The 12635-nt window shown below is 29.3% G+C and carries 15 protein-coding genes; 5 read left to right on the top strand and 10 right to left on the bottom strand.

Annotation, left to right across the window (positions count from 1 at the left end):
• Nucleotides 1-113: 113 nt before the first annotated feature.
• The 8 genes from pgi to IEW75_RS02270 form a co-directional block, all read right to left on the bottom strand.
• A complete protein-coding gene (pgi, locus tag IEW75_RS02305; RefSeq protein ID WP_134248422.1) occupies nt 114-1685 on the bottom strand; it encodes a glucose-6-phosphate isomerase in 1572 nt (523 codons plus the stop codon).
• Between the two features lie 9 nt (nt 1686-1694).
• Nucleotides 1695-2966, bottom strand: coding sequence for a peptidoglycan DD-metalloendopeptidase family protein (locus tag IEW75_RS02300; protein ID WP_308423292.1), 1272 nt, complete (start codon nt 2964-2966; stop codon nt 1695-1697).
• A 57-nt stretch (nt 2967-3023) separates the two neighbouring features.
• A complete protein-coding gene (locus IEW75_RS02295; protein ID WP_134248421.1) occupies nt 3024-3830 on the bottom strand; it encodes a DUF3108 domain-containing protein in 807 nt (268 codons plus the stop codon).
• A gap of 313 nt (nt 3831-4143) precedes the next feature.
• Nucleotides 4144-4392, bottom strand: a complete 249-nt coding sequence (locus IEW75_RS02290) for a NifU family protein (RefSeq protein WP_134248420.1) — start codon at nt 4390-4392, stop codon at nt 4144-4146.
• Nucleotides 4393-4400: 8 nt separating this feature from the next.
• Nucleotides 4401-5528, bottom strand: coding sequence for an Mrp/NBP35 family ATP-binding protein (locus tag IEW75_RS02285; RefSeq protein ID WP_134248419.1), 1128 nt, complete (start codon nt 5526-5528; stop codon nt 4401-4403).
• A 104-nt stretch (nt 5529-5632) separates the two neighbouring features.
• The gene (locus tag IEW75_RS02280; RefSeq protein ID WP_134248418.1) at nt 5633-5974 is read right to left on the bottom strand and encodes an MGMT family protein; all 342 of its coding nucleotides are present in this window, start codon (nt 5972-5974) and stop codon (nt 5633-5635) included.
• A gap of 57 nt (nt 5975-6031) precedes the next feature.
• Nucleotides 6032-6703: a tRNA (guanosine(46)-N7)-methyltransferase TrmB gene (gene trmB, locus IEW75_RS02275; RefSeq protein ID WP_134248417.1), complete on the bottom strand. Its 672-nt coding sequence runs from the start codon at nt 6701-6703 to the stop codon at nt 6032-6034.
• 50 nt (nt 6704-6753) lie between these two features.
• Nucleotides 6754-6951: a DUF6341 family protein gene (locus IEW75_RS02270; RefSeq protein ID WP_134248416.1), complete on the bottom strand. Its 198-nt coding sequence runs from the start codon at nt 6949-6951 to the stop codon at nt 6754-6756.
• Between the two features lie 40 nt (nt 6952-6991).
• Here IEW75_RS02270 and IEW75_RS02265 point away from each other — a divergent pair, with 40 nt between their 5' ends.
• The gene (locus IEW75_RS02265; RefSeq protein WP_158283796.1) at nt 6992-7915 is read left to right on the top strand and encodes a DUF6427 family protein; all 924 of its coding nucleotides are present in this window, start codon (nt 6992-6994) and stop codon (nt 7913-7915) included.
• Here IEW75_RS02265 and upp read toward each other — a convergent pair.
• Entirely contained in the window at nt 7910-8560 is a 651-nt protein-coding gene (gene upp, locus IEW75_RS02260) for a uracil phosphoribosyltransferase (protein WP_134248414.1), read from the bottom strand. The two genes, IEW75_RS02265 and upp, sit on opposite strands and share 6 nt — an antisense overlap.
• Before the next feature lie 104 nt (nt 8561-8664).
• Here upp and lysM point away from each other — a divergent pair, with 104 nt between their 5' ends.
• Nucleotides 8665-9138 (top strand): peptidoglycan-binding protein LysM, encoded by a 474-nt coding sequence (gene lysM / locus IEW75_RS02255; protein WP_134248413.1) that lies wholly within the window; start codon nt 8665-8667, stop codon nt 9136-9138.
• Between the two features lie 239 nt (nt 9139-9377).
• Here lysM and IEW75_RS02250 read toward each other — a convergent pair whose 3' ends face one another.
• Nucleotides 9378-10373: a glycosyltransferase family 9 protein gene (locus tag IEW75_RS02250; RefSeq protein ID WP_188703964.1), complete on the bottom strand. Its 996-nt coding sequence runs from the start codon at nt 10371-10373 to the stop codon at nt 9378-9380.
• Nucleotides 10374-10545: 172 nt separating this feature from the next.
• On the opposite strand from IEW75_RS02250, the gene IEW75_RS02245 reads away from it, so the two are divergent.
• Genes IEW75_RS02245 through nadD form a run of 3 tightly spaced genes read left to right on the top strand, consistent with a single transcriptional unit; the run spans nt 10546 to nt 12562 of the window.
• Nucleotides 10546-11403, top strand: coding sequence for a YicC/YloC family endoribonuclease (locus IEW75_RS02245; protein ID WP_229714375.1), 858 nt, complete (start codon nt 10546-10548; stop codon nt 11401-11403).
• A gap of 4 nt (nt 11404-11407) precedes the next feature.
• On the top strand, nt 11408-11980 hold the full coding sequence (gene gmk, locus IEW75_RS02240) for a guanylate kinase (protein WP_134248411.1): 573 nt from the start codon (nt 11408-11410) through the stop codon (nt 11978-11980).
• Nucleotides 11981-12562, top strand: coding sequence for a nicotinate (nicotinamide) nucleotide adenylyltransferase (gene nadD / locus IEW75_RS02235; protein WP_134248410.1), 582 nt, complete (start codon nt 11981-11983; stop codon nt 12560-12562). It begins immediately after the preceding gene.
• Nucleotides 12563-12635: the final 73 nt, after the last annotated feature.

The following is a 12635-nucleotide window of genomic DNA, read 5'->3' as shown; positions in this document are numbered from 1 at the left end:
TAAATATACAAAAAACCTATAATTTTATTGGCTATCAGGTAATTAAAGACTGTTAAATGTTAATAAATCTCACTAATTTGTTAAAAACTTTATATTTTATTTATGAAGCGATTTTAGCTATTCTTTAGAAGATTTTTATGGGCTAATTCTTTACCTAATTCTACTCCAAATTGATCAAAACTATAGATGTTCCAAATTACTCCTTGAATAAATATTTTACATTCATAAAAAGCAATTAAACCTCCTAAGGTTTTTGGGGTTAGTTTGTCTATTAAAATAGCTGTACTTGGTTTGTTACCTTCAAAAATTTTAAAGGGAAGTAAGGTTTCAATTTCGTTAATTTTACCTTGTGTTTTTAAATCTAAGTGTACTTCTTCTTTTGTTTTCCCTTCAGCTAAAGCTTGCGTTTGACCATAAAAGTTAGCCATTAATTTTGTGTGGTGCTCTGTATTTCCATAAAGAGACTCTTTAAAACCGATAAAATCTGCAGGAATTAATTTGGTACCTTGGTGCAATAACTGCATAAATGCATGTTGCGAATTTGTACCTGGGCTTCCCCAAATAATATTTCCTGTTTGGTAATCAACAGCGTTTCCATTTCTATCTACACTTTTACCGTTGCTTTCCATAATTGCTTGTTGCAAATAAGGTGCAAGTTTACTTAAATACTGAGAATACGGCAAAATAACTTCACTTTCACTCTTGAAAAAATTGGTGTACCAAATACTAATTAAACTTGCAATAATGGGAGCATTTTTTTCAAAAGGTGTGTTTTTAAAATGTTCATCCATTTCAAAAGCACCAATTAATAAGTCTTTAAAATTTCGAAATCCAACTGCCAAACTAATTGTTAATCCAACCGTACTCCAAAGTGAAAAACGACCACCAACCCAGTCCCACATAGTAAAAATGTTATCGCTATCAATTCCAAATTTACCAACCGTTTTTAAGTTTGTTGAAACAGCTACAAAATGTTTCGCTACATCTTTTTCTGAAGCTGATTGTAAAAACCATTTTTTTATAGTAGTTGCATTTGTTAAGGTTTCTTGTGTGGTAAATGTTTTTGATACTATAACAAATAAGGTAGTTTCAGGATTTAAATTTTTAATCGTTTCCTGCACATGGTCTCCATCTATATTAGAAACAAAATGTACATTTAAATGATTTTTATAATATTTTAAAGATTCTACAACCATATCTGGCCCTAAATCTGACCCTCCAATACCAATATTAACAACATCCGTAATTGGCTTATTTGTGAAACCTTTCCAACCTCCAGAAACAACTTTGTTTGTAAAAGATTCCATTTTGCTTAAGGTTTCTTTTATTTCTGGCATTACATTTTTCCCATCAACAAAAATTTCATTATTAGATTGATTTCTTAGGGCTGTATGCAATACGGCTCTGTTTTCGGTTTTATTAATTTTCTCTCCTGAAAAATAAGCATCCATAGCACTTTTTAAATCAACTTCATTTGCCAATTCTAAAAGGTATTCTATAGTTTCATCCGTTATCCTATTTTTAGAAAAGTCAAAATCAAACTCATTAAAATTGATTGAAAATTTTTCCTTTCTAATTTTATCCGAATTAAATAACGATTTTAAATGAAGGTCCTTTAATGCAGTATAATGGTTGGTAAGTTTTTGCCAGGCGTTTGTTTCAGTTGGATTTATATTTTTCATTATTATTTTTATTTATGAGTTTAATTCCTCTTCAGTAATGCTTATTTCATTCATTATTGTTGAATATTCTATGATATCCAATTGATCTTTAATCGGTTTTATAAAATTAAAGTAGGTTGGTTTTATGGCATCTTTCATAGGTTCTGCTGCAGGCAGTTTTTGTTTTAAGGGATCTACTTGAACTCCATTTTTCCAAAAACGGTAGCAAACATGTGGTCCAGAAGTATTACCTGTCATACCAATATATCCAATAATATCTCCTTGTTTTACTACATCCCCAACTTTAACAGCTCTTCTACTCATATGTAAATATTGGGTGCTATAAGTACTATTATGACGAATTTTTACATAATTACCATTCCCTCCTTTTCTGCGAGATTCTGTCACAATTCCATTTGCAGTTGCCATAATTTCTGTACCAATTGCTGCAGCAAAATCGGTTCCTTTATGTGCTCTAATTTTATTTCCGTACAATGCAATTCTTCTTCTTAAATTATAGCGAGATGAAAGTCTTCCAAATTTTATCGGCATTTTTAGAAATTGACGACGCAAATTATTAGCTTCATCATCAAAATAATCAGAAATATTAAGTGTTGAATCTGCTACAAATTTAAATGCATAAAACGGTTTGTCTCCATGTTCAAAATAAGAAGCTTTTATTTCTCCAATTCCAACAGGAATTGTGTCATTTATATATAATTGCTCATAAATTAATTTAAATTTATCTCCCTTTTGAAGTCTGGAAAAATCGATTGTCCACGCATAAATATCATCTGCCATTTTAAAAGTTAAGTAAGAGCTTAACCCCTGTTCTTCAACAGATTCAGACAATGAACTTTCAATAATACCAGATGCTGTTTTTAATTCGGTTCTTATTGGTTTTCTACCATTGTATGCGGTTGGAATTGAATCTTTAAAATCAATAACAGTGTATCTAACTCTAGAATGTTTGTAAATAAAAACTTGTGCTTGTTCGGTAGAATCGTTTTTTGCTAAAATAGTGTAAGGAATACCGCTTTTTATTCTTCGAACATTAAAAGTGTCTCTAATTTTATTTACAATTTCTAAAACTTTAGGATATTCTATATGATGTCTGTCTAAAATTTCACTAAAATTTTCTCCAGATTTAATGGTGTCATTTATTACTTTGTAGTTGTTTAATTTAAATCCAAATTCCTCTATAATTTCTGGTTCTTTAGGCTCAGGAATTAAAGCGGCTTGTGATTTATGTTCTTTACAAGAAATTAATATAGCTAATAGTATAAGTGTACTAATTTTTTTCAATGTTCTCAGATTTACATTTTTTTATTTGGTTAAAAAAATAAAACGCAAAAGTACAATTTAATTGTCAAAAATAATGTTAAAAGGATGTGCTAATCCTTTAAAAGCTTCTAAATCTGCTCTAAGGGATCCTACTGCGAGGGAGGCTTTAATTCTAAGTGGAATTTTATTATCATCATTACTAATCCAAACAGTAACACTTTCTTGCTCTTTAAACACTCTACCTGCTTGTACCATTGGTCTAAAAGCTAAAGAGTTAATTTCACCAAACTTGGTTTTAATAACTTCTTCACCTAAAAAAAGTAATTTAAAATTATGGATTTCTTGATCGAAGAACATTGGTAATTCAATTTCATCACCTTCTTTTAAGGCATTTAATTTTTGACTTCTTAAAAAGTAAAGAGATGAAAGTATATCTTGAATTTCATCATTTATAGGGTGCTTTGTTTCCGTATTAGATTTATTGTTTTTTACGGTTGCCTCATTGGTATTGTAATTAAATGTAATTTCTTTATCTTTTGTATAGCCACCTTCATTAATTTTTCTAATAAATTTATAGGGTTTTAAATTATCCCTATAAATAAAGGTTTGATAATCATCTTTTACTTTAAAAAATAAACTTACCAATCCTGTAGATTTTCCTTTTCCAATTATATGAAATGCGTCTTTGTTTAAGTTTTTGGTTTCTTTAACTTCAATAGTAGAAAAACCAGCATTAAAAAAGTTACTATAACTCATTCTAAACTTTAGCCATTCTCCGCCTTTAAAAGCTAGGCTTTTTTGTGGGCTTATAGTTTCAAGTTTTACAGATTGACTAAATGTCAAAGCGGATATAAAAAGAAAAAATATAAAAAGTTGTTTTTTCATTGATTAATTGCTAATTGTTTACTTTTTTTAGGCAATTACTGTTCCAAAAATAATAAAAGCCAAACGTTTAATAGTTAAGCTTTTATTAAAATTGTTGTTTTATATTGCTTACAGCACAAAATAAGTGTATTTATTATGAAGTTAAAGATTATACATTTTCACTAAACTTTTCATTACAGGATAGACATGAATCTATAACTAACTTTTAAATGAATACCCGCCTGAACATATAAACAGACGTTTTTAAATAAGTAATTAACGATTCAACTAAAATTCATATTATAATTAGAGATGACATCTATTAATATCAAATTTAAAATTTAATTCCGTTTATCTCAATTACCCTCTTAATTTGAGGGGCGTGTTTTTTTATGGTAGCTTCTACACCATTTTTTAGAGTCATTTGATTTACAGAACAACCCAAACAAGCACCTTCTAATTGCACACTTACAGTGTCTTCAGTAATTTCTACTAAAGAAATATTTCCGCCATCAGCTTCTAAATAAGGTCTTATTTCTTGTAAGGCCCCTTCTACATTTGTTCTAAGCTCTTCTAAATCCATTTTCATTATTAGTTTGTGCTACACCCGCTCATAGTTGTAATTCTTACAATTTCAGTTGGAGGTAAATCTTTATTTCTTTTTACTAATTGAGATAAGGTGTTTTTAGTTATAGTACTAAAAGCATTTTCTAAAGGTGTATTTTCTTGCAAAGCAACTGGATGACCTACATCACCAGCCTCTCTAATACTTTGTACTAATGGCACTTCACCTAAAAATGATGTTTCAATATCTTCAGCTAAGTTTTTTGCACCATCTTTACCAAAAATATAATATTTATTTTCTGGTAATTCTGCTGGTGTAAAATAACTCATGTTCTCAACAATTCCTAAAACAGGTACGTTAATATTTTCTTGCTGAAACATTGCCACTCCTTTTTTAGCATCTGCTAAAGCAATATTTTGAGGCGTACTAACTATAACTGCCCCAGTTACTGGAACAGCTTGCACAATTGACAAGTGAATATCTCCAGTTCCAGGAGGTAAATCGATTAAAAGAAAATCTAACTCGCCCCAATGTGCATCAAAAATCATTTGATTTAATGCTTTTGAAGCCATAGCTCCACGCCAAATTACAGCTTGATTTGCATCTGTAAAAAATCCTAATGAAAGTATTTTTACGCCATAGCTTTCAACTGGCTGCATTTTTGAGCGACCATCAATTTCAACAGATAAAGGTCTTGCAGTTGCAACATCAAACATTAAATGTATTGAAGGTCCGTAAACATCGGCATCTAAAATACCAACTTTAAAACCCATTTTTTGAAGTGAAACCGCCATATTTGCAGTAATTGTAGATTTTCCTACGCCACCTTTTCCTGATGCAATTGCAATAATATTTTGAATTCCAGGAACTTTTGGTTTTTCTGGTTTAAGAGGTGATACTGGAGGAGCAACTGCAGTAACATTTACTTTTACATCAGCTTTTTGATCCACGTGTTCGTGAATAGCTTTTATAATTTCAACTTCAATTTTCTTTTTTGCTTGTAAAGTAGGATTGCTAATAGTTACATCAACTATAATTTCTTTTTCAAAAGTAACAATGTTTTTTACTGCTCCACTTTCAACTAAACTTTTACCTTCACCAGGAGCGGTAATGGTTTCAAGTGCTTTTGTTATATCTTTTTTACTGTATGTCATATTCTTTATGTAAAATGATTCTAAACAACAAATATACAGAGTTCAAACGAATATAAAAAGCTAAGATTTAAAAAGTAATGCAGTGCTTGTTACAAAAAAATAGGTTATAAATTATTTGGCAATTCTTTAAATGGATCCCAAAAAATAGCACTAAAATTTTGAATTTGATTTTCAACAACTTCTATTCCTTCACTTTCTAATAATTGCTGCATTAGGTTAGTACCATCAAAATGATGTTTACCCGTTAATAAGCCTTTTCTATTTACAACTCTGTGTGCAGGAATTTCTTGATTATTGTGCGAAGCATTCATTGCCCACCCAACCATTCTAGCAGAGCGTGCTGCTCCTAAGTACTTAGCTATTGCACCATAGCTTGTAACTCTTCCAAAAGGAATTTTTTTTGCAACCTCATAAACTTTTTCGAAAAAATTTTCGGATTTTGGCATGGGTTAAAGTTAGTTTGAAAGTTTGAAAGGTGCAAAAATCTAAAGCTGCAAAGCTCCCTAGTACTTCAACTTAAATTTAATATAAGTAATTGGTTTTCCTTTTTCTAAATACTGACTTTCGTAAAAAGTTTGCGTTGTGGTAACTTCTATTGGTGAATGAGTATTTTTATAAATATCGTGATGTGCATATACAACTTCGTGACCAGCGCCATGTAATAATCCTAAGGTATATCCATGCATAAATTCACTATCTGTTTTTAAATTTATTATGCCATCAGGTTTTAAAACTTGGTAGTATTTTTTTAAAAATTCAGCATTTGTTAATCTATGTTTTGTACGCGTATATTTTATTTGAGGATCTGGAAAGGTGATCCAAATTTCGGTTACTTCATTTTCAGAAAATAACAAATCAATTAATTCAATTTGGGTTCTAATAAAAGCAACATTGGTTAAATTCTCTTCTAAAGCAGTTTTAGCACCTCGCCAAAAACGTGCCCCCTTTAAATCAATACCTATATAATTTATATTGGGGTTTTTACGCGCCAAATCTATTGTATACTCTCCTTTCCCACAACCTAATTCTAAGACAATTGGATTGTTGTTATTAAAAAAATCGTGCCATTTTCCCTTTTTAGAGAAGCCCTCGAGAACTTCTTCTCGCGTTGGTTGTACTACATTAGAAAATGTATCGTTTTCACGAAATCTTTTAAGTTTGTTTTTGCTTCCCACAGTTAGTAGCTTGTTTTAAAAGGAAAAATTAAATAAAATAAGAGTCGAGACTATTCATTTCCAGCTTTTTTGTATTTTCTTATTTCACCTATCCAATAAAAGAATGCAATAAAAGTAATAATAATAAAAATCCAACTTACAGTGTTTTGCAACCACCAATTATCCATAGCTCTTATACTATGGTAAGGCGCAAATAAAACATTTGTAAAAAAATCACCTATCGCTTTAAAAATATTGTTTGCAATCATTTCTTAATTATATTTACAGGCAAAAGTATGAAATATAGTAATGATAGCAAATTTTTTTAATAAAACTAAACCCGCAATAATTGTTAATCTATTATTGTTATTCACAATCTTCTATGTTGTGGCTACATTTTTATTTAGAACAATTGATTTTTCTAAGGCTTCGTTAGGATTAAGTTTAGCTATCTTTATTGGCTTTATTTTTATGTTATTGCTGATTAATTTTATTTTAAGAAAGAATAATTTAACAGGGGATAACTCCTATGCGCTGTATATAATTATAGTAGTACTAGGAAGTTTTTATGAAATTATATTTTCAATAAACTTGTTTTTCTCTAATCTATTATTACTTTTTGCTTTTAGAAAAATATATAGTTTAAAATCTGGGTTTAACACAAAAAGCAAATTATTTGATGCGGGTTTTTGGATAGGAATTTCTGCTATTCTATACACTTGGAGTGTCTTATTTTTAGTGTTGGTGTATATAAGTTTATTTATTTATAACAAAATAACTTTAAAGAATTTAGCCATTCCAATTATTGGTTTTTTATTTCCTGTGATTGTTTTTTTTACATATCATTTTTACTTTGATAGTGTCGAATTGTTTTACAGCAAATTAGTTTTTAATTATAATGTAGATTTCTCTAATTACAATCAATTAAAATATGTATTACCCCTTTCTTTATTAATAACAATTTTAATATGGAGTGTTATTTTTTTGACACCAAAAATATTACAGGTAAGTACTACTTTTAAATCCGCTCTACAACTAATTATAGGTCACTTTATAATTTCAGTAATTATTATAGTCTTTTCAATACAAAGAAATGGTTCTGAACTACTTTTTTTGGTATTCCCCTCAGGTATAATTATTGCAAATTTTTTACAGAAAACCTCCTCTAACCTTTTAAAAAATTTAGTTTTATACTTATTTTTAATAGTTTCTGTAGTTGTGTATTTTTTATAGCTTTGTCCCATAAGCTAAATCACCTGCATCTCCCAAACCAGGAACAATATAACCATGGTCATTTAGTTTTTCATCAACGGTTCCAATCCATAGTTTAGTATTTTCCGGAAAGTGATCTTTAATGTACTCAACACCTTCAGTTGAACCTATAACACAAGCTAAATGAATTTCTTTTGGCGTTCCGTGCTTTTTTAGCCCCTCATAAACAGCAGTAATAGATTGCCCAGTAGCTAGCATTGGATCGGCTAATATTAATGTTTTATTATCTAAATTTGGTGAAGCAAAATATTCCACCTTAATTTCAAATTCAGTATCGTTAATATGTTTTCTATATGCTGAAATAAATCCGTTTTCAGCATCATCAAAATAATTTAGAAGGCCCTCATGTAATGGTAAACCAGCTCTTAAAATAGAGCATAAAACAATGTCTTTTTTAGGAGTTGCAACAATTTTTGTTCCTAATGGCGTGGTTACTGCATTGTTTTCAAAAACTAGTGATTTACTTAATTCATAACTAATAATTTCACCAATTCTGCCAATATTTCGTCTAAAACGCATGGAATCTTTTTGAACTGTAACATCTCTTATTTCAGAAATAAATTTATTTAATATTGATTTCTTAGCATCTAAAATATTGACAATCATATATGAAGTATTTATTGCAAAAATAAAACTTTAAAACGAGATTTTAAACTAAAGATTTGGTTTAATTTTTGTATCTTATTTTTTAATTAAAAAAAGGAAAAGACATGGGATTATTTTCATTTATTAAAAATGCCGGAGCCAAAGTTTTTGGTATTGGAAAAACTACTGCTGAGGAAACGGCAGATGAAGCAACATTGGCAAAGCAAAAAGCAACAAAACTTTCAAATGCGGTTGAAACTTTAGGCTTTAAAGTACAAGACTTAAATATTGAAGTAAATAGCGATAACGCTACCGTTTGGGGCCAAGCAGATTCTCAAGCAACGCGCGAAAAAGTAATATTGGTACTGGGTAATACTGAAGGTATTGCAACAGTTGATGATAGAATGACTGTAGAAATTTCTGAACCAGAAGCACAATTTCATACATTTGTTAAAGGAGATTATTTAAGTAAAATTGCTAAAAAATATTATGGAGACGCTATGAAATATCCTGTTATTTTTGAAGCAAACAAACCTATGCTTACAAATCCAGATAATATTTATCCGGGTCAAGTTCTAAGAATACCTGCTTTAGATTAACATTTATAGCGTAATTTATAAATAGACTTTTTAGGTAGTAAAAACCATCATTCTTTGCTTCGACTCCGCTCAGCAACCGGTCATTGAGCGAGGTCGAAATGCAAAATCTCATTGTACTGATAACCGATCATTATGAGAACCTGAAATCGAAGATGCACATATTCCTTAATTATAAAATAAAGAATGGATGAGTAATCAAGTTCAGGATGATGTTAAATTTTGCTTTTTAAACAGTCTTTTTAATGAATAGATTTCAATATTTTATCAACTATCTTTTCTGGAGCAATAGTTCTCATAACATCCTCATAACCTTCGCACACTTTATTACCATAAATTGAACAAGGAATGTTTGGATATATATTTAAATCAGGTAAAATAGCGTTTTCAAAGGGTTGACTAAATGGCGCAAAACCAGTAAATGGATGCGTAACCCCCCAAATAGTTAAGGTATTTACACCCAGCATTGCTGCAAAATGCGCATTTCCAGAGTCCATACTTAACATACAATCTAAATTTGAAATTAAATTTAATTCTTGTGCCAGTTTTATTTTTCCAGCCATATTAATTGTAGCTACATATTTATTGGCAATTGCATCTAGAATTTCAACCTCTTTTTTACCACCTCCAAACAAAAATATTTTTACAGCTTTATTTTTAGACAATTCTGCAATTACTTTTTCCATTAAATCTATTGGATACATTTTAGAATTATACTGCGCAAAAGGTGCAATTCCAACCCATTTTTCAGATTTAACACCCGTAATTTTGAATAATTCTTCAGGTAATTGTTTTTTTACAGGAAAAGTCGGGTTCTTAATATCCAAACTAAAACCTAAGCTTCTAAAAACATCAGCATACCTTTCGTGGGTTGTTTTTAGTTGCTTAAAAACTTTATTTTTTGTCTTTGTTAATGCGCTTTTTTCACTTCTTCCCTTATTTATAAAAGCTACATTTTTAAATGATATTTTAAAAAAAGTTCTTAATACTTTCGACCTTAAAACATTGTGTAAATCTGCAACTGCATCAATTTTTAAAAGTTTTAATTCTTTATACAATTTGTAAATCCCAAAAAAACCTTTGTGTTTGTTGGTAACATCAGCTGCAAAAAAATCTACATTTTTAATATCATTAAATAATGGTTTTAAAAATGGTTTTGAAAGTACCGTTATTTTTACATTGGGATGTTGTGCAGTAAAGGCTCTTATTACCGGAACTGTCATAGCTACATCGCCCATTGCAGAAAGTCTAATAACTAATAAATGTTTGTGTTTGCTCAAAATAAAACTGATCATATTAATAGATTCATCAAAAGTACATAATAGTTTTAGTACAAAAAACTCGTATCAATAGTATAATTAATTAGTACATGGTTTAAATTGTTTAAATTTGCCAAAATATTGAAAATAGATGATACAATCAATGACTGGTTACGGCAAGACCGTATTACAACTTCCAACTAAAAAAATTACGATAGAATTAAAATCGTTAAATAGTAAAAATTTAGATTTAAACATTCGCATTCCTGCTTATTATAGAGAAAAAGAACTATATATTCGTAAAAAACTAGCCACTGCATTGGTTAGAGGAAAAGTTGATTTTTCTGTTTTTATTGAAAATAATGGCGTTGAACTTTCTTCAAAAATAAATGAGAATGTAGTAAAAGAATATATGCATCAATTAAGAAAAATTGTTGATTCTAACGAGGTTGAATTACTTAAAATGGCTGTGAAATTGCCAGATTCTTTAAAAACAGAGCGCGAGGAATTAGATGAAAAAGAATGGGCTCAAATAAATGTTGCTATAGAAAATACAATTGATGAAATAACTACTTATAGAATTGATGAAGGAAAAGTATTGTTAGAGGATTTTGTTTTAAGAATTTCTATTATTGAAGACTTACTTGAAAAAGTTGTAGAAATTGATCCAAAACGTATTGAACAAGTTAAAGAAAAATTAAGAAAATCTATTGCAGAACTAGAAACCAATATAGATCAAAATAGGTTTGAACAAGAACTTATCTATTATATAGAAAAATTAGATATTACCGAAGAAAAAGTACGTTTAAAAAACCATCTAGATTATTTTAAAAAAGCCCTAAAATCTGATGATTCAAACGGTAAAAAATTAGGTTTTATTACTCAAGAAATTGGTAGAGAAATAAACACAATTGGTTCTAAATCTAACTTTGCACCTATGCAAAAATTAGTAGTTCAAATGAAAGATGAGCTTGAAAAAATTAAAGAACAAAACTTAAACGTATTATAAAACCATGCAAAAAGAAGGGAAACTTATTGTTTTTTCGGCACCTTCAGGCTCTGGTAAAACAACAATTGTACATCATCTATTAGCGCAACCTGAACTAAATTTAGATTTTTCAATTTCCGCAACTTCTCGTCCACTTAGGGGAACAGAAATAGACGGAAAAGATTACTATTTTATTTCTGCTAAAAAATTTAAAAAGCACATTGAGAAAGATGATTTTATAGAGTGGGAAGAGGTTTACACCGATAATTTTTATGGAACTTTAAAAGAAGAAATACAACGTATTTGGAAATTAGGCAAACACGTAATTTTTGACATTGATGTTATTGGAGGTTTAAACATAAAAAAACAATTTCCAACACAAACGTTGGCTATTTTTGTACAACCGCCATCTATTGAAGAAATGGAACGCAGGTTAAGAAATAGAAAAACCGATTCTGAAGAAAAAATTAAAGAACGTGTTGCTAAAGCCGAAAAAGAACTTAAATACGCAAAAGACTTTGATATAATTTTAGTGAATGATAATTTAGAAGACGCAAAAACTAAAGCGTATAAATTAATCGAAAAATTTATAAAATAAATGAAGGTAGGACTGTTTTTTGGCACCTTTAATCCAATCCATATTGGGCATCTAATTATTGCAAATTATTTGGCAGAATTTTCAGATTTAGATCAAGTTTGGTTTGTAATTACTCCAATGAGTCCATTTAAACAAAAAAACTCTTTACTAGATAATATTCATAGATTGGCAATTGCAAATGTTGCTGTTGAAGCATATCCAAAATTAAAAACTTCAGATATTGAGTTTAAACTTCCACAACCAAACTACACGGTAAATACCCTAATTCATATTGAAGAAAAATATCCAGAACATCAATTTTGTTTAATTATGGGTGAGGATAACTTAAAAGGGTTTCATAAATGGAAAAATTATGAAACAATTATTAAAAATTACCAATTGTATGTTTATCCTAGAATTTCGGGAGAAACAACAGAAAGTGAATTTTTAAAACATCCAAATGTACACAGTGTAAAAGCTCCAATTATTCAAATTTCTTCAACCTTTATTAGAAAAAGTATTAAAGATAAAAAAGATATTAGGGCTATGCTACCAGAAAATGTATGGAATTATATTGATGAAATGAACTTTTATAAAAACTAATTTTGGCTTAGATTTAACACTTAAATCTACATCCACTAAAATTAATTAAACAAATTTTCGTTGTATATTTGCT

Source organism: Lutibacter litoralis (assembly GCF_014646675.1).
Lineage (GTDB): Bacteria > Bacteroidota > Bacteroidia > Flavobacteriales > Flavobacteriaceae > Lutibacter > Lutibacter litoralis.
This window is presented reverse-complemented; position numbering and strand designations above follow the sequence as displayed.